General features: G+C 60.4%; 20 protein-coding genes. 14 read left to right on the top strand and 6 right to left on the bottom strand.

All coding sequences use genetic code 11. The features are described from left to right. Positions 1 to 433 precede the first annotated feature (433 nt). Entirely contained in the window at positions 434 to 1,321 is an 888-nt protein-coding gene (gene rhtA, locus ASD95_RS26635) for a threonine/homoserine exporter RhtA (protein ID WP_056727035.1), read from the top strand. A gap of 168 nt (positions 1,322 to 1,489) precedes the next feature. Continuing rightward, complete coding sequence (locus ASD95_RS26630; RefSeq protein ID WP_008054256.1) at positions 1,490 to 1,771, top strand: hypothetical protein; 282 nt, start codon at positions 1,490 to 1,492, stop codon at positions 1,769 to 1,771. Positions 1,772 to 1,785: 14 nt separating this feature from the next. On the opposite strand, the gene ASD95_RS26625 is transcribed toward ASD95_RS26630, so the two are convergent. Beyond that, positions 1,786 to 2,346 (bottom strand): TetR/AcrR family transcriptional regulator, encoded by a 561-nt coding sequence (locus ASD95_RS26625; protein ID WP_056727036.1) that lies wholly within the window; start codon positions 2,344 to 2,346, stop codon positions 1,786 to 1,788. Between the two features lie 93 nt (positions 2,347 to 2,439). On the opposite strand from ASD95_RS26625, the gene ASD95_RS26620 reads away from it, so the two are divergent. After that, entirely contained in the window at positions 2,440 to 3,168 is a 729-nt protein-coding gene (locus ASD95_RS26620) for an SDR family oxidoreductase (protein ID WP_056727037.1), read from the top strand. A 36-nt stretch (positions 3,169 to 3,204) separates the two neighbouring features. After that, complete coding sequence (locus tag ASD95_RS26615; RefSeq protein ID WP_056727038.1) at positions 3,205 to 3,795, top strand: 2-hydroxychromene-2-carboxylate isomerase; 591 nt, start codon at positions 3,205 to 3,207, stop codon at positions 3,793 to 3,795. Here ASD95_RS26615 and ASD95_RS26610 read toward each other — a convergent pair. Then, positions 3,792 to 4,790, bottom strand: a complete 999-nt coding sequence (locus tag ASD95_RS26610) for a zinc-dependent alcohol dehydrogenase family protein (protein WP_056727433.1) — start codon at positions 4,788 to 4,790, stop codon at positions 3,792 to 3,794. The genes ASD95_RS26615 and ASD95_RS26610 overlap by 4 nt on opposite strands. A 104-nt stretch (positions 4,791 to 4,894) precedes the next feature. On the opposite strand from ASD95_RS26610, the gene ASD95_RS26605 reads away from it, so the two are divergent. Beyond that, positions 4,895 to 5,815 carry a LysR family transcriptional regulator gene (locus ASD95_RS26605; protein ID WP_177336492.1) on the top strand — a complete coding sequence of 307 codons (921 nt, stop codon included), beginning with the start codon at positions 4,895 to 4,897 and terminating at the stop codon, positions 5,813 to 5,815. Between the two features lie 17 nt (positions 5,816 to 5,832). On the opposite strand, the gene ASD95_RS26600 is transcribed toward ASD95_RS26605, so the two are convergent. The 4 genes from ASD95_RS26600 to ASD95_RS26585 all read right to left on the bottom strand — a co-directional run bounded on the left by ASD95_RS26600 (position 5,833) and on the right by ASD95_RS26585 (position 10,056). Then, a complete protein-coding gene (locus ASD95_RS26600; protein ID WP_056727040.1) occupies positions 5,833 to 7,641 on the bottom strand; it encodes an aminopeptidase P family protein in 1,809 nt (602 codons plus the stop codon). A gap of 65 nt (positions 7,642 to 7,706) precedes the next feature. Continuing rightward, on the bottom strand, positions 7,707 to 8,864 hold the full coding sequence (locus tag ASD95_RS26595) for a cysteine desulfurase family protein (protein ID WP_056727041.1): 1,158 nt from the start codon (positions 8,862 to 8,864) through the stop codon (positions 7,707 to 7,709). 206 nt (positions 8,865 to 9,070) lie between these two features. After that, entirely contained in the window at positions 9,071 to 9,685 is a 615-nt protein-coding gene (locus ASD95_RS26590; protein WP_007993943.1) for a LysE family translocator, read from the bottom strand. 101 nt (positions 9,686 to 9,786) lie between these two features. After that, complete coding sequence (locus tag ASD95_RS26585; protein ID WP_056727042.1) at positions 9,787 to 10,056, bottom strand: hypothetical protein; 270 nt, start codon at positions 10,054 to 10,056, stop codon at positions 9,787 to 9,789. Positions 10,057 to 10,344: 288 nt separating this feature from the next. On the opposite strand from ASD95_RS26585, the gene ASD95_RS26580 reads away from it, so the two are divergent. The 9 genes from ASD95_RS26580 (at position 10,345) to ASD95_RS26540 (ending at position 17,334) form a co-directional block, all read left to right on the top strand. Beyond that, on the top strand, positions 10,345 to 10,803 hold the full coding sequence (locus tag ASD95_RS26580; RefSeq protein WP_056727043.1) for a VOC family protein: 459 nt from the start codon (positions 10,345 to 10,347) through the stop codon (positions 10,801 to 10,803). 288 nt (positions 10,804 to 11,091) lie between these two features. After that, on the top strand, positions 11,092 to 12,294 hold the full coding sequence (locus ASD95_RS26575; RefSeq protein WP_056727044.1) for a PepSY-associated TM helix domain-containing protein: 1,203 nt from the start codon (positions 11,092 to 11,094) through the stop codon (positions 12,292 to 12,294). Then, positions 12,291 to 12,833 (top strand): hypothetical protein, encoded by a 543-nt coding sequence (locus ASD95_RS26570; RefSeq protein ID WP_056727045.1) that lies wholly within the window; start codon positions 12,291 to 12,293, stop codon positions 12,831 to 12,833. The genes ASD95_RS26575 and ASD95_RS26570 overlap by 4 nt, the downstream gene beginning before the upstream one ends. Further along, positions 12,830 to 13,159 (top strand): hypothetical protein, encoded by a 330-nt coding sequence (locus tag ASD95_RS26565; protein WP_056727046.1) that lies wholly within the window; start codon positions 12,830 to 12,832, stop codon positions 13,157 to 13,159. The genes ASD95_RS26570 and ASD95_RS26565 overlap by 4 nt, the downstream gene beginning before the upstream one ends. Beyond that, positions 13,156 to 13,728 carry a DUF6162 family protein gene (locus ASD95_RS26560; protein WP_056727047.1) on the top strand — a complete coding sequence of 191 codons (573 nt, stop codon included), beginning with the start codon at positions 13,156 to 13,158 and terminating at the stop codon, positions 13,726 to 13,728. Before ASD95_RS26565 ends, ASD95_RS26560 begins: the two co-directional genes overlap by 4 nt. A gap of 35 nt (positions 13,729 to 13,763) precedes the next feature. Further along, positions 13,764 to 14,690 carry a metal ABC transporter substrate-binding protein gene (locus ASD95_RS26555; protein ID WP_056727048.1) on the top strand — a complete coding sequence of 309 codons (927 nt, stop codon included), beginning with the start codon at positions 13,764 to 13,766 and terminating at the stop codon, positions 14,688 to 14,690. After that, on the top strand, positions 14,687 to 15,532 hold the full coding sequence (locus ASD95_RS26550; protein ID WP_056727049.1) for a metal ABC transporter ATP-binding protein: 846 nt from the start codon (positions 14,687 to 14,689) through the stop codon (positions 15,530 to 15,532). The genes ASD95_RS26555 and ASD95_RS26550 overlap by 4 nt, the downstream gene beginning before the upstream one ends. Further along, a complete protein-coding gene (locus tag ASD95_RS26545) occupies positions 15,532 to 16,431 on the top strand; it encodes a metal ABC transporter permease (protein ID WP_056727050.1) in 900 nt (299 codons plus the stop codon). Before ASD95_RS26550 ends, ASD95_RS26545 begins: the two co-directional genes overlap by 1 nt. Beyond that, positions 16,432 to 17,334, top strand: coding sequence for a metal ABC transporter substrate-binding protein (locus ASD95_RS26540; protein WP_056727051.1), 903 nt, complete (start codon positions 16,432 to 16,434; stop codon positions 17,332 to 17,334). It begins immediately after the preceding gene. Positions 17,335 to 17,519: the final 185 nt, after the last annotated feature.

The raw sequence follows: 17,519 nt of genomic DNA, 5'->3' as shown, positions 1-17,519 counted from the left end.
CTCAACCGAGGCGCGCATTCTACAGCAGCCTCATTTGCTGTCAAGTGGTTATTTTCAGAAGTTTTCCAAGTTTCCTTTTCAACTTCAACCACTTGCGCTTCAGATCTCTCGTCAGCGGGACGCGAATTCTACAGCGTTACACGCTGCTGTCAACACCTCTTTTTCAACTCCCTTTCGGCTTCGATGAACTGAAGCGACCCGCTGTCGAAAACTGCGTAACTCATTGTTTACCAAGGAGTTTTCCGTTTCGACTGCGCCGGAAGTGGGGCGAATTATAGGCTTCCAGAATCTGCCGTCAAGCACTGATTCGAGTTTCTACCGATATGTGCAAAAACACTGCTTATATATAGACGCGCCTGCAGGGAATGCGCAGTATATTGCCCAACACAAATAGAAATACCCTTGACACCTATATTTCGGACGATGCCACGCAATGAATGACCAGCCTCGCAGCCTAGCCTCTACCCTGTTCTCGGTTGGGCTGCTGCTCATAGCCATGGCGTCGATCCAGTCCGGAGCTTCCCTGGCCAAAAGCATGTTCTCGGTTGTCGGCCCTCAGGGGACGACAACATTACGACTGATTTTTGCCAGTGTGATCATGATGCTGATACTGCGTCCATGGCGGGCCAAACTCACCGCCAGGTCCCTGCGCACCGTCATCGTCTACGGGATGGCGCTGGGCGGCATGAACTTCCTCTTCTATATGTCGCTGCAAACCGTCCCGCTGGGCATCGCGGTTGCACTTGAATTCACCGGCCCACTGGCGGTGGCGATCTACGCCTCGCGTCGCGCGATCGACTTCTTATGGATCGCCCTGGCTGCCGTCGGCTTACTGTTACTGATACCGACGGGAGAAGCGACCGCCGGCATCGATCTGGTAGGTGCGGGTTATGCCTTGGGTGCCGGAGTCTGCTGGGCACTGTACATTTTGTTCGGGCAAAAAGCCGGGGCCGACAATGGCGTGCAAACCGCCGCGCTGGGCGTAATGATCGCTGCGCTCTTCGTAGCCCCCATCGGTATTGTCCATGCCGGTTCCGCTCTGCTGACTCCATCTTTGATCCCTGTGGCCCTCGGCGTCGCCATCTTGTCCACCGCTCTCCCCTACACCCTGGAGATGGTCGCCCTGACCCGTATGCCGGCCAGAACCTTCGGCACACTGATGAGTATCGAGCCTGCCTTCGGCGCGCTATCTGGCTTGCTGTTCCTTCATGAATACCTCTCGTTGTCACAATGGATGGCAATCATGTGCATCATTCTGGCATCTGTCGGTGCAACCATGACCATGAGCTCTGCCACCAGGCCAGCAGTAGCGGCAGATTGAAAGCAGATATGACACGGCTCTGGTATTTGCCGCTCAATTAGGCCATGTTTAGCCCGCACCCCAGAGTCATGCCATGGACCATTTCAGATAGGGATATCGGTACGCGTCAAGCGAAAGCGAATGCAGCCAGACCCGGGCACAAGATCCGGGGACGCTATAAGGACAGTAATGAAACGATTTTTGATACTGGTCGCCGTACTTGCAATTGCGGGCTGCGCAGCGACCTCGGAAACTCAGATCAAGCACGGTAAGAAAGGGCTACACATCAACTGTTCCGGACTGTCTTCATCCTGGGACAAGTGCTACGCCAGCGCAGCCAACTCCTGCGCCCCCAAGGGATACAAGGTCATCGCCAAATCGGGAGATGCCGTGGAAGAGCCCGGCGATTATCCGTTTGGCCTCAATCCTGCGGGTTATACCAGCCGCAGCATGATTGTCATCTGCAAATAGACAGGGCCGTCGCGTCAGGTTCTCGGACTTGCGATCTGACGGCCGATTTCCTCGTAGCTGGACTTCAGCACAGTGCGCTGGATATCAGGGCTAGCCAGCATGCGCGCTACCACCAGCGCGCCAATACATTGCGACAGAATCGCCCACGCCAGGCTGTCGCTTTGCAGAACACCCGCCCAACGTTCCTGAAGCCGACAAATCCAGTGCTCGGCCTGTTGACGGACCATCAGGCCGGATCGGGCAATTTCCGCCCCCAATGCCGGCAATGCACAACCGGTCTCCGGATTCTCGACGTGAGACATACTCAGGTACTGTTTCAAACAACGCTCAAGCTTGTCACGGTCCTGTCCCTCCCCCAGTCGCGTCAGGCTTTGCCCCAACTCACGCTCGACGATGCTGGCGAACAACTCGTCTTTCGACGAGAAATGGCTATAGAAGGCGCCGCCACTCAAGCCAATCGCTTTCATCAGGCCGTCCACGCCGACCGTTGAAAATCCAGACTTCTTGGCCGATACCGCACTGCTTTCCAGCAGCCTTTGCCTGGTTTCCAGCTTGTGACTGGCCGAATAACGCATTTCCCTTCTCCCTAAATTGCTCGCCTTGACGTCTGTCGAATCATAGCATAACGTTCGTTTAGTTAACGATCGTTTACCAAAAGGGATCTACCCATGAATAACAAGAAGGTCGTACTGGTCGTCGGTGCAGGTGATTCCACGGGTGGCGCCATTGCCAAGCGTTTTGCCCAGGAGGGTTTTGTCGCCTGCGTCACCCGCCGCAGTGCGGACAAGCTCCAGCCACTGGTGAATGCCATCAAGGCCGACGGTGGCGAGGCCCACGGTTTCGCCTGCGATGCCCGCAAGGAAGATGATGTGGTAGCACTGGTCGAGCAGATCGAAAGCGAGATCGGTCCCATCGAGGCATTTGTCTTCAACATCGGCGCCAATGTACCGTGCAGCATTCTCGAAGAAACCGCCCGCAAGTATTTCAAGATCTGGGAAATGGCCTGTTTTTCCGGTTTTCTCAATGCCCGTGAAGTGGCCAAACGCATGGCCAAGCGCCAGCGAGGCACGATCCTGTTCACCGGTGCCACTGCAGGCCTGCGTGGAGCAGCCGGGTTCGCCGCATTTGCCGGCGCCAAGCACGGCATTCGAGCACTGGCGCAAAGCATGGCCCGAGAGCTCGGCCCGATGAACATTCACGTTGCCCATGTCGTCGTCGACGGCGCCATCGATACCGACTTCATCCGCGACAGCTTCCCCGAGAAATACGCGACCAAGGATCAGGACGGCATTCTCGACCCCGAACACATCGCCGAGAATTACTGGTACCTGCACAGCCAGCCCCGCGACGCCTGGACTTTCGAACTGGACCTGCGCCCCTGGAGCGAACGCTGGTAAGCCCTCCCCCACAACAATAAGCAGAGCGCATCGAACATGAGCAAAACCGTGGAATTCCTTTTTGACCTGGGCAGCCCCACCACTTACCTGGCCTATACCCAGCTACCGACAATCTGTGAGCAAACCGACAGCCAACTGATCTACATCCCGATCCTGCTCGGCGGCGTGTTCAAGGCCACCGGCAACGCCTCCCCGGCGACCATTCCCGCCAAGGGCCGCCACATGATTCAGGACCTCGACCGTTATGCCCGGCGCTACGGCGTACCACTGAAGTTCAATCCGCATTTCCCGATCAACACCCTGATGCTGATGCGTGCCGTGACCGGCATTCAGTTGCACCACCCCGAGCGTTTTGTCGCCTTCATTGACTGCCTGTTCAACGCCCTGTGGGTCGACGGCCGCAACCTCAATGACCCGGCCACCGTAGCGGCGGTGCTGAGCGACAACGGTTTCGATCCCAACGAGGTGCTGGCACTGACCGCCGACGAAACAGTCAAGGCAACGCTCAAGGACAACACCGAGAAAGCGGTGCAGCGCGGCGTATTCGGCGTACCAAGCATGTTTGTCGATGACCAGCTGTATTTCGGCCAGGATCGACTGGACTTCGTGCTCGAAGCCCTGATTTAAATCTCGACCACCAACCGCCCCTTTGCCTCTCCTGACAAGAGCAGTACATGGGCGGCTTCTGCGGATTCCAGCGTGAACGAGTGCGGGTCAAGCAACGGCGCGAGCTTGCCCGCCTCAATCAACCGCGCCGCCTCGTGCAGAATCTCGCCGTGATGCTCACGCCCCTTGCCGGTCAGGAGCGGCAGCAAAGTGAAGACACCGGAGTATGTCGCTCCCCGAAAGGAAAGCGGTGCCAGGCTGTGCTGACCCCACCCCAGGCAACTGAGCACATGGCCGTGATACATCCGTGCCGCCTTGAATGACGCATCCAGCGTTTCACCCCCCACTGTGTCATAAACAATGTCGAAGCCCTCACCGGCCGTATGCTCAGCCATATAGTCTTCAACCGAAGACTTGCGGTAATCGATAAACGTCGCGCCGAACCCTTCGATAATCGACTGCTGCCCGGCAGAGCCCGTAGCAAAAACTTCTGCGCCAAAAGCGCGGGCGATTTGCACCGCGACATGGCCAACACCACCGGCGCCACCATGGATCAATACCTTTTGCCCGGGCCGAACGCGAGCCCGGTCGACCAGACCTTCCCAAGCGGTGATCAGCACCAGCGGCAAACCGGCAGCCTCACGCATGCTCAAGTTGTGTGGTTTGCGAGCCAACAGTCGCGCGTCGACCACCGCGTACTCGGCCAATGAACCTTGAATACCGCCAATACCAGTGGCCATCGCATACACGTCATCTCCCGGCAGCCAGCCGCTGACGCCCTCCCCCAACGCCGCTACGGTTCCGGCCAGATCCATCCCCACTATCGCCGGCAATGGTTGAGCCGCATGGGTCGCCTGCCCGGAGCGGATTTTGCCGTCCAGCGGATTGACACCGCTGGCCCTGATCCTGACCAGTACCTGCCCCGCCTGCGGCACGGGCCGTGCAATGGAAACCAGACGTAACGGCGCATTGGCCGAGTCAACCATCAGAGCGCGCATATTCAGTAAGTCAGTCATTTCGCCATGTCCCATCAGTAGTGAATGCAGGACTGATTTTGTCTTGCTCAATTCATGCCGATAAGACGCCATGCCGCTATAGTGATCATTCCATTACGGCATCAATGAGCGATCCCGTGGACAAACTCAATGCAATGGCGATTTTCGTGCGGGTGGTCGAACGGGGCAGTTTTTCCGCCGTTGCCCGGGAGTTGCAGACCAGCCAGCCGACCATCAGCAAAGTGTTGCAAGCACTGGAAGCCCGATTGGGCGGAAAGCTGATTACCCGCAGTACCCGCAAGTTGTCCCTGACGGACGAAGGTCAGCGGTACTACAACGAATGTAGACTCATCCTCGCCGCCGTGGACGCGGCGGAACATAGCTTTCAATCCGGTCGGGAAAGGGCCGCCGGACCGTTGAAAATCGGCTCGTCGGTCAGTTTCGGACGCTTGCAGATCGCCCCCCGCTTGCCGGACTTTCTCAAACACTACCCTGACGTACAGATCGACCTGCAACTGAGCGATCAAAACCAGGATCTGGTCAGCGAAGGGCTGGACGTGACGTTCAGGATCGGAGCCCTGAACGACAGTGGCCTGATTGCTCGCCTTGTCGGCAATACCCACCGTGTCACCGTCGCATCACCTGACTACCTCAGGCAAAATGGTCAACCGCAAACACCGGAGGAACTGGGCAGGCACAACTGCCTGATGTTCAACCTGTTGAGCAGTCAAAACCTGTGGCTGTACACAAAAGACACCCAACGCCACGAAGTGCGGATCAAGGGCAATGCGCAGAGCAACAATTCCGAGGCGATCCGCGAAATGGTGCTGGGGGGATTGGGGATTGCACTGTCACCGATATGGCTATTCAGCGAAGACCTGAGCACCGGCCGGGTGAGCGCGATTTTGCAGGACTACAGTACGTTGTCGCTGCCAATTTATGCCGTATCCCCGGCGAATCGTCGCCAATCCGCCAGGGTCAAAGCCTTTGTCGACTATATGGCTCAGGCGCTGGATAAAGCGCCTGAGCTGCACATAAACAAATAGCTATAGCAGCAAACCGATCAGATAGCCGCAGTACGAGTGTTCAGCCACTCAAGTGCAGCACCTTCGACCAACGGACTCAGGCGCTCGCGCACTTCGGCGTGGTAGGCGTTGAACCACTGCTTTTCCTCGTCCGACAGCAGAGAGATTTCCAGGCAGCGCGTATCGATCGGGCACAGGGTCAGGGTTTCGAACTTGAGGAACTCGCCGAATTCGCTTTTGCCTGCCTCACGGTTCATCGCCAGGTTTTCGATCCGCACACCCCAACGACCCGGACGATAGGTGCCCGGCTCAATGGACGTGATCATGCCGGGTTGCATCGCGGTTTGCGGTGCAGGTGCGGCCTGATAAGCGATGACTTGCGGACCTTCGTGGACGTTCAGGAAGTAACCGACGCCATGACCGGTGCCGTGACCGTAGTCGACACTTTCCGCCCAGATGGGCGCACGGGCGATGGCATCGAGCAGCGGTGACAGGATGCCTTTCGGGAACTGCGCGCGGGACAAGGCAATCACGCCCTTGAGCACACGGGTGCAATCGCGCTTTTGCTCATCGGTCGGCGTGCCCACCGCAACCATGCGCGTGATGTCGGTGGTACCGCCCAGGTACTGGCCGCCGGAGTCGATCAGCAACAGGCCGTCCCCTTCGATCACCGCGTGTTCTTCTTCGGTGGCATGGTAGTGCGGCATCGCGCCATTGGCGTTGAACGCGGCAATGGTGTTGAAACTCAGCGACACATAATCCGGACGGCGCTCACGGGCGGCGGTGAGTTTTTCATCAATAGTCAGTTCGGTAATGCGCTCGCGTCCCAGCGCCGAGTCCAGCCAGGCGAAGAATTCGCACAGCGCTGCGCCGTCCTGCTCCATGGCCTGACGGATGTGTTCGGCATCGGCCAGGCTCTTTTGCGATTTGGCCAGGGTAGTCGGGTTCAGGCCTTCGATCAGCTTCACCCCACTGTCGAGGTTATCCAGCAACCCCGCAGTGACCCGCGCCGGGTCGACCTGCAAGCTCGCGCCGCTCGGCACGGCACGCAGTGCAGCAGCGACTTCGCTGTAATCGCGCAAGGTCACACCGTCCTGTTCGAGGATGGCACGCAGCTCGGCGCTGACTTTGCTCAAGGCGACAAACAGCGTGGCCTGTTGCTGATTGATCAAGGCGAAAGAAACAAACACCGGGTTGAACGACACGTCGCCACCGCGCAGGTTAAACAGCCAGGCGATGTCATCGAGGGTGGCGATGAAATGCCAGTCGGCACCCCGCGCCTGAAGGGTTTCACGCAGTTTGGCAAGTTTTTCGCCACGGCTGACGGTCGCCTGTGGAGGCAAGTGCTGATAGATCGGTTCGTCCGGCAGCCCTGGACGGTCGGTCCAGACGCCGCTCAGCAGGTCGATGTCGGTGCGCAGGCGAGCGCCGCGCTCTTCAAGCCTGGTGCCCAGGGTCCGTGCCGATGCCACCGCCATGACCGCGCCATCGACCGCGACAACGCCCCCCTCGGGGGTTTGCTCGGCCAGCCACTCCAGTGGCCCGGGCTGACCCGGTTGCAGCTTGACCAGTTCAATGCCGCTGCCCTTGAGTTCCTTGGTCGCCTGCTCCCAATAACGGCTGTCGGCCCAGACGCCGGCAAAGTCCGGGGTCACGATCAGGGTGCCGACCGAACCATGGAAACCCGACAACCACTGGCGCCCCTGCCAGTAACCCGGCAAGTATTCGGACAAGTGCGGGTCGGCCGACGGCACCAGCAAGGCGTGAATGCCCTCCCGGCTCATCAGTTCGCGGGTTTGCGCCAGGCGCTGGGGCACCGATCCATTGATCGAAAGCTGCGTATTCATCGTGTCTCCTGCTAACCACGTCATCATTATTGTTGAGTGCCGATCAACGTCGGCGCTTCGTTGCCCTATTGCCAGAAAGCCGGAGCACTGACGCAGGCTGCCTTGATCAGTTGAACCGCCTGGTCGATGTCCTGCTCGGTGGTGAAACGCCCGAGGCTCAAGCGGATGGTGCGACTGGCGGAGCGGGCATCGTGCCCCAGGGCCAGCAGTACATGGGATGGGGTATTGCTCGCGGAATTGCAGGCCGAGGTCGCGGAAAACGCGATCGAGGCCAGCAACGCCGCCGGGTTGAACTCGCCCTCGTCGAAGGTCAGGCTCAAGGTATGGGGAATACGCCGGGTCGGGCTGCCGTTGAGACGTATGCCGGGAATGCTCCGCAATTGCTCGAGCAAGCGTTCACGCAAGCGCACGATGGTAGCTTTCTCTTCATCGAACGCAGCCGCTGCCAGTGCAAAGGCCGCGCCCATGCCCACGATCTGATGGGTCGCCAGCGTGCCGGAGCGTAAACCGCCCTCATGCCCGCCGCCATGGATCTGCGCCTGCAAACGCTGTTGTGCACGCGGACCGACGTACAACGCGCCGATGCCCTTGGGGCCGTAGAGCTTGTGCGCGGAAAACGACATCAGGTCCACCGGCCACTGCGCGAGATCGATCGCCACTTTGCCCGCGCCCTGTGCGGCGTCGACATGGAACAACGCCCCGCGATCACGCACGACCTGACCGATGGCGGGAATGTCGTTCAGGGTGCCCAGTTCGTTGTTGACCAGCATCAGCGACACCAGGAAGGTGTCCTCGCGCATGGCTTCGCTGACCGCTTGCGCCGTGATCAGGCCCTCGGCGTCCGGCACCAGGTAGGTCAGCGCGACTCCGGCCTCCTGCAGTTGCCGGGCGGTATCGAGAATGGCCTTGTGTTCGATCTGGCTGGTGATGATATGGCCGCCGCCAGTGCCGCGGGCCTGGGTCACGCCTTTGAGCGCGAGATTGTTGGATTCGGTGGCGCCGGAGGTCCAGACGATCTGCCCGGGCGTCGCGCCGACCAGTTCGGCGACCTGGCGTCGCGCCTGTTCGACCGATTGCCGGGCCTGCTGGCCGAAGACGTGGGAGCTGGAGGCCGGGTTGCCGAAATTGCCGGTAAAACCCAGACACTCGACCATCACCTTGATGACCCGCTCATCCACCGGCGTGGTGGCGGCGTAATCGAAATACAACGGACGTTTATTCATAAAAGACTCGCAGAGCGTGTTCCGGGATCAGGAAGCTCGTGACTGCAAACGGCAAAGCGCAGCCTTGTGAGCTGCGCGCTGTTTTCAGAACGCTACCAATACCTGATCGGATGCCGTTAAAGAAGAATTACTTCATTTAATAGTGCGTAGGAACGCTCCTGAAAAGTCAGCTTAACAGGCATCGGGCAACCGGTTGAAGCAATGCGTCAGCTAAAGCTTTCAAGCAACAGCGGATACAGCGAACCCACGAGCAGCGCGGCCATGCCCCAATTGAACAGGCGCAACCAGCGACGATCCTTCAGAACATTGCGCAACAGCGTGCCGCACGCGGCCCAGACACCGACACTCGGCAGGTTGATGATCGCAAAGACGGCCGCGATCACGATCACATTCGTGAAATAACCCTGCATCGGTGTGTAGGTGCTGATGGCGCCAATGGCCATGATCCAGGCCTTGGGATTGACCCACTGGAACGCGGCGGCGCCCAAATAGCTGATCGGTTTCGCCTCGCCCTGCTGACTCTCCGACATGGGCCCGGAATGGGCGATTTTCCACGCCAGATACAGCAAATACGCCGCCCCCACATAACGCAGAACGGTGTAGAGCAAAGGGTAAGTCTGGAACACCGCGCCTAGGCCAAAACCGACCGCCACCACCAGTACAAAGAAGCCACAGGTGATGCCGAGCATGTGCGGAATGGTGCGGTTAAAGCCGAAGTTCACCCCCGATGCCAGCAACATGGTGTTGTTCGGGCCGGGCGTGATCGAGGTGACGAGGGCAAACAGGGCGAAGCCCAGCAGCAGGTCGAGAGAGAGCGTCATGGGTGGCAGTCCGTCAGGGTCGGTCAGGTGTTGACCCTATCGCACACCCTCGGCGAAACCCATGGACAGTTACGCAAAACTTGAAGCAGTACAGTTTCGCCTCAGCTTGGACGACCGTGAAGCTGTACAGACCGCCCGGCGTTCATTTCACCCTGGTTGTCGAAGTTGAACGACTTTTGCGGCTGGCCGAGCAGTTCGGCTTTTTTCGCGTGGTATTCGTCGAAGGACAACCCACGGCGGTTCAGCGCCTCCAGGGCAAGTTCCTTGCTTTCTTCAGCCGTGTAAGGCCGAAGCTCAGGGGAAACATGGCTGGCACATCCGGCGAGTACGGAGACAGCGAGCATCAGCAAAGCAGCAATCATCGGTTTCATTTCTGGCGTCCTGGCGACTGGGTTCGAAGCAATGAACACAGGCTACCCGCGCCTCCCGGACAGCAGAAATCAACGCTTTCAATAGTGGCTATCAAGAAATGGCGATCATTGTCGATGTGCCGGGAGAACGCGGGCCGGGCGCGCACTGGTTGGAGCCGACTTGATGGCAATTGTGTGGCGCTGCTGCTCGTCGGGCACTCGGTGGGTGCGAAAGAGGCTGGCCTATATTTATTCGGTCGTACAACGGCACAGGTACTTTCCATTCAAAAAACAACAGGGAGATCCATCATGAGCGTCAAACCCATTCCAGAGGGATATCACAGCGTCACCCCCTATCTGGGCATCAACAAAGCCGCCGAAGCCATCGCTTTCTACAAAAAAGCCTTCGGCGCCATTGAAATCATGCGCCTGGACACGCCCGATGGCGGTGTCGGCCACGCGGAACTGCGCATCGGCGATTGCCCGATCATGTTGGGCACACCGTGCGATCAGGGGCCGCTGAGCAACCCGGACAATTCGCCGTCCGTGGGTCTGCATTTGTATGTGACAGATGTCGACAAGTCCTACAAACAGGCGATCGATGCCGGTGCAACCGTTGTATCGGAGGTCAAGGATCAGTTTTACGGCGACCGTTCAGGGACCTTGAAGGATCCCTACGGGCACCTGTGGTTCCTGGCCACGCACAAGGAAGACCTGACCCAGGAGCAGATCGAGCAACGGGCCAAGGAGATGTTCGCCCAGGGTTGAAATCCCTGGTGATGGAGCGGGCCTCTTCGCGAGCAGGCTCGCTCCCACAAGGGCCCCGCCTTCAGCAGCACCGCCGACTTGCTGATCACTTGCGCAAGCAAGCCCGCCCACAGCCGTCGGCAATGAGAAACATTTTCTTTCATTTCCCCTTTCGGGATTTCCCCTGCTCATCCGTCCTACATAGATGCAGTCCTTTCGCGTAGGCAAAAGCCACGACTGGACCTTCAGGGCGCTCATCCCTGCGAAGCCCGCAGCCGAGCCGCCTCTCATCCAGCCAAGACCTCCAACATGTCAAAGAAGTCCCGTTCAAAGATCTGGTTCCTGGTCCATAGCTGGCTGGCATTGCCGATCTGGTTTTTCGTGCTGATCGTCTGTGTAACCGGCACCCTGGCCGTCATCAGCCAGGAGATCGTCTGGCTGGCCAACCCGCCAATGCGCGCCAGCCAACCCTCGGACGATGCTCCGCTGCTCAGCTACCAGCAGGTCATCGAGGCCATCAACAAGGCCGAACCGCAGACCGTGGTGCAGAGCATCAGCCGCCCCGACGAGTCGCACTTCGCCCTGGATGTCGAAGTCAGCTACCCCGACGGGCGCTCGGTGGTGATTTATGTCAATCCGTACAGCGGCGTGATCCAGGGTGTCGCGCCGCAGTTCAACTTCCGCGCCTTCACCCGGGCGCTGCACGGCTGGTGGCTGGTGCCTTTTACCAATGGCTACAGTTGGGGCTGGTACCTGGTGTCGTTTCTTGGCCTGCCGTTGCTGGCTTCGCTGGTCACGGGACTGGTGGTTTACAAACGCTTCTGGAAAGGCTTCTTCCGTCCGACCCTGCGCATTCGTCATGGCGCGCGAATTTTCTGGGGCGACTTTCATCGCTTGAGCGGCATCTGGTCGATCTGGTTCATCGCGGTGATTTCCGTCACCGGCACCTGGTTCCTGATCCAGGCATTGCTGTTCGATAACCAGATTTCCATTTCCACGGAAAAGATCATCCCGGCGATGTCCCGCGAAGCGGTGCCGCTGTCAGCCGATGGCTCGCCCCCGCCGCGTATCGACCTTGACCGTGCGGTTGAAATCGCCACACAGAAAATTTCCGGACTGGAGGCCAGTTTCGTCAGCCTGCCGGGCAATGCCTACAGCCACCTGGATGTCGGCGGGCGCGGTTGGTATCCGTTGATGTTCCAGACTGCCACGATCAACCCGTACAACGGCGAAATCGCCGCCTCGCGCCTGATTTCGGACCGCTCGGCCCTGGAGTTCGTCACCGAGTCCATGCGCCCGCTGCACACCGGCGACTTCGGCGGACTGTGGATCAAGCTGATCTGGGCATTCTTCGGCCTGCTGCTGAGCATGATGGTGCTCAGCGGTCTGCTGATCTGGACCAAGCGCACGGCGCTGGCCACGGCCAATGCCTTCAAACGCAGCAACAAAAAACAACGCGACACCGCGGCGCAACCGGCCACGAACCACGAAGTGTCGGAGGTCGAACTGTGAGCAAAGACATTGCAGCCCCGCAACCTTCGCGCCTGAGCCTGTTCTGGCACAAATGGCGCTTTCACCTGAACGTCCTGTTGTTGCTGATTCCACTCGGCTTCATGACCAAGTACTTCGCCGACGAGGCATTGATGCGCGGCGACAGCGGCCTTGGCGAACGGGAAGTCGGCGAAGTCCGGATCGGCCCCTGGAGCTTGCGCCTGGCTGAATTGCGCAATTCAGCCCCGATGCTCGAAGGCCCAGCCGGCTACATGAAGGGTTTCAACGCAGCACTGTGCGAGGCCTGTATCGACCAGGTCAAGGCCACTTACCTGCGCATCGGCAAGCCCCGCAGCCTGCGCGCCGCCGGGGTGATTTTCTTCGGCACGCCCTACCGCATGGGCGCTTCGCTGCCCGTCCCGGAAAAGACCAGGGCCGACGCCGAACTGTGGATCACCATGGAAGGCTGGGACGGCGCCATGCATCAGGCATCCATTCCTTTGAGCCAGGCCTCCCCCGCCACCATCGCCTGGTTGAACAAACAAGGAGGCAAACCATGATCAACCCTCTTCGCCCGCTCAACGCCATGTTGCTGGTGCTCTGCGCCGGCTTCAGCGCCAGCGCCCTGGCCCACAACCCGATGTGCGAGTGCAAGGCCATCGACGCGGAGCAGATCAAGTGCACCGGCGGTTTTTCCGACGGCAGCGGTGCTCCGGGTGTGACCCTCGATGTGATCGGCTACGACGAAACCATTCTGGTGCCGGGCAAGCTCGGGCCTGATTCGACCCTGACCTTCAAGAAGCCCGGCGCCGAATTCTATGTGCTGTTCGATGCCGGCCCCGGTCACGTCGTGGAAATCGACCAAGCGGACATCGAGGCACCATGAGCACTCCAACGACCCAAGTCGTGCGCCCGGCCGGGGCCGGTCACGAAACCCTCTACGTTCTGTTGCTGTGCCTGATGATCCTGGCGGTGGCCGGCTCGGTGGTGCTCTGGCGCGGCGAATCCCATGAGGTAAGCAGTGTCAGCAGCCATCAACTGGATGCGCGCCGTGACCTCAGTCCATCCGAGCAAGGTATCTACGCCGATCTGCGGGTGACGCTGGACGAGATCCAGCTGCTGCGCCAGGAGCAGCAAACGTTGCCGACACCCGAAGTGCTGGCCGAGGAAGGGTTTGCCCCGTTTGCCCGGGACGCCAGCGCCGTCAGTCGGGGCGGCCATGCCTGGCAATTGCTCGACGCCAAGGCCTATTTCGGCCAGAGCCAGGCGCCGACGGTCGCCGGTTCATTCCTGATGCGCCTGGCCGCAGCCAATGATGCACCGGACATCTGGCTCAACCGCGCCAGCACGCTCACGGCACCGGCCGACCTCAGCGACGCCGCGCTCGAAAGCGCTGGCTGGCAGCAAATCGTCGCGCAATTCGATGCCGGCGTGACCCGCCAGCACCGGCACTGAACCCTCGCCTTTTTCCGAGAGAAGACCGCTTTCCCATGCCCAATTCATCTCACCGTTGTTTTTTACGCCTGCTGCTGGTCGGCTTGCTCGCCTGCCTGCTGCCCTCACTGGCCAGCGCTGATGAAGCCAAGCGTCTGCGCATCGGCATCACCCTGCACCCCTACTACAGCTACGTGGCGAACATCGTCGGCGACAAGGCCGAAGTGGTGCCGCTGATTCCGGCCGGTTTCAACCCGCATGCCTACGAGCCCCGCGCCGAAGACATCAAGCGCATCAGCGGGCTGGACGTGATCGTGCTCAACGGCGTAGGTCATGACGATTTCGCCGACCGCATGATCGCCGCCAGCGAAACCCCAAGGGTCCCGGTGATCGAAGCCAACGAAAACGTACCGCTGCTGGCCGCCACCGGCGTGGCCGCTCGCGGTGCCGGCAAAGTGGTGAACCCGCACACCTTCCTGTCGATCAGCGCCTCGATTGCCCAGGTCAACAACATCGCCCGGGAGCTGGGCAAGCTCGATCCGGTCAATGCCAAGACCTATACCGAAAATGCCCGCGCCTACGGCAAGCGCTTGCGCAAGATGCGCGCCGACGCCCTGGCCAAACTGACCCAGGCACCGAGCGCCGAACTGCGGGTGGCCACGGTGCACGCGGCCTACGACTACCTGCTGCGTGAGTTCGGCCTCGAAGTGACAGCTGTGGTCGAGCCGGCCCACGGTATCGAGCCAAGCCCGAGCCAGCTGAAAAAAACCATCGATCAACTGCGTGAGCTGGACGTAAAGGTGATCTTCTCGGAGATGGACTTCCCTTCCACTTACGTCGACACCATCCAGCGTGAATCCGGGGTGAAGCTGTATCCGCTGTCGCACATCTCCTACGGCGAATACAGCGCCGACAAGTACGAAAAGGAAATGACCGGCAACCTCGACACCGTGGTGCGGGCGATTCAGGAGTCCGGCCAATGACATCGAAAGAAACCATTCTGGCCGATGCAGAATCCCCGGTAGGAGCGAGCCTGCTCGCGAAGGCGTCCGGCCATGCAACATCATCATTGAATGACACACCGCAATCGCGAGCAAGCTCGCTCCCACAGGTTCTCGGACCGACCGTGGATTTTGCTGACGTCTGCCTGACCCTTGGCCGCACGACGATCCTCGACCAGGTGACCTTCAAGGTCCGCCCCGGCAGTGTGCACGCACTGGTCGGCCCCAACGGCGGCGGCAAGAGTTCGCTGATCAAGACCCTGCTCGGGCAGATGCCCCACCAGGGCCGCTTGAGCCTGCAATGGCCCGCTGAACCAGGGACCATCGGCTATGTGCCACAGGCGCTGGAGTTCGACCGGGGCTTGCCGATGACCGTCGACGATTTCATGGCCGCCATGTGCCAGCGTCGCCCGGCCTTTCTCGGCTTGAGCAAACACTACGCGGCGGCGATTGGCGAGGCGCTGGAGCGGGTCGGCATGCAGGACAAACGCAAGCGCCGCATGGGCGCGCTGTCCGGCGGCGAACGGCAACGGGTGTTGCTGGCCCAGGGGCTGATTCCGCCTCCGCAATTGCTGGTGCTCGACGAACCCATGTCGGCCCTCGATGAGGCCGGCATCCGGGTGTTCGAACGTTTGCTCGGCGACTGGCGAGCGGCGGGCATCACCGTGCTGTGGATCGAGCACGACCTGGAAGCGGTCGGGCGCCTGGCCGATCATGTCACCGGGCTCAATCGCCGGGTGCTGTTCGACGCCACGCCGCAACAGGCGCTGACACCAGAGCGTCTGTTGACCCTGTTCTCGACCCACCCACGGAGCCTTGCCTGATGAGTTACGAAGCTTTTCGCCTGATGGTCCAGGGCTGGGCGTCGTCGGGTTATCTGCCCGAGGCGCTGGCCTATGGGTTCGTGGTCAACGCCTTGATCGCCGGGCTGCTGATCGGCCCGGTGCTGGGAGGCCTGGGCACGCTGGTGGTGGTCAAGCGCTTCGCGTTTTTCTCCGAGGCGGTCGGTCATGCTGCGCTCACTGGCGTGGCCATTGGCATCCTGCTCGGCGAACCCTACACCGGGCCTTACGGCAGCCTGTTCGGCTACTGCCTGCTGTTCGGCATCCTGCTCAATTACCTGCGCAACCGCACCGGCCTGGCGCCAGACACCTTGATCGGTGTGTTTCTCTCGGTGTCGCTCGCCCTGGGCGCGAGCCTGCTGCTGATTCTGGCGGGCAAGATCAACGTGCACATTCTGGAAAACGTACTGTTCGGTTCGGTGCTGACGGTCAACGGCAATGACCTGCTGGTGCTGGCCATCGTCGGTTCGCTGGTCATGGCTCTGGCCTTGCCGTTGTACAACCGCATCATGCTCGCCAGTTTCAATCCGCAGCTGGCGGCGGTACGCGGGGTGGCGGTGAAAACCCTGGATTATCTGTTCGTGATTCTGGTGACGCTGATCACCGTCGCCGCCGTGAAGGTCATCGGCGCGATTCTGGTGGGCGCCCTGCTGGTGATTCCGGCCGCCGCGGCACGCCTGCTCAGCCAATCGCTGAAGGGCTTTTTCTGGTGTTCGGTGCTGATCGCCACGGTCAGCACGCTGTGCGGGATTCTCGCGCCGATCGTCTTTGACCTGCCGATCCCTTCCGGTGCCGCGATCATCCTCGTGGCCGGTATCGCCTTCGCCCTGGCCGCCCTCGCGCGCGGCGTCGTCCCCAGCCTGAAAGGGAACCTTGGATAAATGACTTTTTCACTGCGCCAACTGACCCTCTCCGTCGCCCTGTGTGGACTGGCGACAACGACCAGCGCCGCCGACAACGGTAAACCGCTGCGCGTGCTGGCCTCCTTGCCGATTACCTATGGCCTGGGCGAAGCCTTGCTCAAGGGCACCGATGTCAGCCTCGAACGCGCGGCCCCGGCCAACCTGCCCGGCAGCCGCCAGACCGCCTACTTCACCGGCCGTGGCGCCCCGGCACTGGCCAGGCTGGCGGACGATGCCGATGCGGTGATCGGCCTGCGTTCACTGTGGCCGGATGACCCGCTGTACCCGGTCTCCCGGCGCAGCAATATCCGCATCGTCGAAGTCGACGCCGCCCGCCCGGTGGACGGCGCCCTGCCCGGCATAGCCGTACAGCCCGACAACAAGGTCGACGGGCTGAACAGTCAGCCGTGGTTCTCCAGCAATAACATGGGACGCATGGCCGATGTGATGGCGGCGGACCTGGTACGCCTGGCTCCCGAGGCCAAGCCGAAAATCGACGCCAACCTGGCAGCGCTCAAGCAGCGTTTGCTCAAGCTCAGTGCCGACAGCGAAGCGCGGCTGGCCAATGCGGACAACTTGAGTGTGATGAGCCTCAGCGATCACTTCAGCTACCTGATCGGCAGTCTCAATCTGGAATTGATCGGCCAGGACGCACGCGCCGATGCCGAGTGGACACCCGAAGCGCTCACGCAATTGGCCACGACGCTCAAGGACAATGACGTGGCGGTGGTGCTGCATCACCGGCAGCCGTCGGATGCACTCAAAGCGGTGATTGCCGGGTCGGGTAGCCGGTTGGTGGTGTTGAGCACCGATGCCGAGGATCCGGTGGCGGAGCTTGAGGGGAATGTGGATTTGCTGATCAAGGGTTTGAGCGGCGTTTAAGGTCAGTACGACCGCGTTATCGTTCATCGCGAGCAAGCTCGCTCCCACAGGATTTGTGCCATGCCGCAGATCACTGTGGGAGCGAGCTTGCTCGCGATAGCGGCCTGATAGGCGACACAAGACTCCAGACCTGAAAAAGCCCGCTGACTGTCACCAGTCCAGCGGGCTTCTTTTTGCATGACGGT

Origin of the sequence: Pseudomonas sp. Root71, from assembly GCF_001429045.1 — a bacterium.
In the GTDB taxonomy this organism is placed as follows: domain Bacteria; phylum Pseudomonadota; class Gammaproteobacteria; order Pseudomonadales; family Pseudomonadaceae; genus Aquipseudomonas; species Aquipseudomonas monachiensis.
Note: the sequence above shows the minus strand (reverse complement) of the source record. Positions and strands in the feature narration are given on the sequence as shown.

Bases quoted from the DNA above. Each gene is read 5' to 3' on its own strand.
- rhtA (WP_056727035.1), top strand. From the start codon at position 434: ATGAATGACCAGCCTCGCAGCCTAGCCTCTACCCTGTTCTCGGTTGGG.
- ASD95_RS26630 (WP_008054256.1), top strand. From the start codon at position 1,490: ATGAAACGATTTTTGATACTGGTCGCCGTACTTGCAATTGCGGGCTGC.
- ASD95_RS26625 (WP_056727036.1), bottom strand. From the start codon at position 2,346: ATGCGTTATTCGGCCAGTCACAAGCTGGAAACCAGGCAAAGGCTGCTG.
- ASD95_RS26620 (WP_056727037.1), top strand. From the start codon at position 2,440: ATGAATAACAAGAAGGTCGTACTGGTCGTCGGTGCAGGTGATTCCACG.
- ASD95_RS26615 (WP_056727038.1), top strand. From the start codon at position 3,205: ATGAGCAAAACCGTGGAATTCCTTTTTGACCTGGGCAGCCCCACCACT.
- ASD95_RS26610 (WP_056727433.1), bottom strand. From the start codon at position 4,790: ATGACTGACTTACTGAATATGCGCGCTCTGATGGTTGACTCGGCCAAT.
- ASD95_RS26605 (WP_177336492.1), top strand. From the start codon at position 4,895: ATGAGCGATCCCGTGGACAAACTCAATGCAATGGCGATTTTCGTGCGG.
- ASD95_RS26600 (WP_056727040.1), bottom strand. From the start codon at position 7,641: ATGAATACGCAGCTTTCGATCAATGGATCGGTGCCCCAGCGCCTGGCG.
- ASD95_RS26595 (WP_056727041.1), bottom strand. From the start codon at position 8,864: ATGAATAAACGTCCGTTGTATTTCGATTACGCCGCCACCACGCCGGTG.
- ASD95_RS26590 (WP_007993943.1), bottom strand. From the start codon at position 9,685: ATGACGCTCTCTCTCGACCTGCTGCTGGGCTTCGCCCTGTTTGCCCTC.
- ASD95_RS26585 (WP_056727042.1), bottom strand. From the start codon at position 10,056: ATGAAACCGATGATTGCTGCTTTGCTGATGCTCGCTGTCTCCGTACTC.
- ASD95_RS26580 (WP_056727043.1), top strand. From the start codon at position 10,345: ATGAGCGTCAAACCCATTCCAGAGGGATATCACAGCGTCACCCCCTAT.
- ASD95_RS26575 (WP_056727044.1), top strand. From the start codon at position 11,092: ATGTCAAAGAAGTCCCGTTCAAAGATCTGGTTCCTGGTCCATAGCTGG.
- ASD95_RS26565 (WP_056727046.1), top strand. From the start codon at position 12,830: ATGATCAACCCTCTTCGCCCGCTCAACGCCATGTTGCTGGTGCTCTGC.
- ASD95_RS26560 (WP_056727047.1), top strand. From the start codon at position 13,156: ATGAGCACTCCAACGACCCAAGTCGTGCGCCCGGCCGGGGCCGGTCAC.
- ASD95_RS26555 (WP_056727048.1), top strand. From the start codon at position 13,764: ATGCCCAATTCATCTCACCGTTGTTTTTTACGCCTGCTGCTGGTCGGC.
- ASD95_RS26550 (WP_056727049.1), top strand. From the start codon at position 14,687: ATGACATCGAAAGAAACCATTCTGGCCGATGCAGAATCCCCGGTAGGA.
- ASD95_RS26545 (WP_056727050.1), top strand. From the start codon at position 15,532: ATGAGTTACGAAGCTTTTCGCCTGATGGTCCAGGGCTGGGCGTCGTCG.
- ASD95_RS26540 (WP_056727051.1), top strand. From the start codon at position 16,432: ATGACTTTTTCACTGCGCCAACTGACCCTCTCCGTCGCCCTGTGTGGA.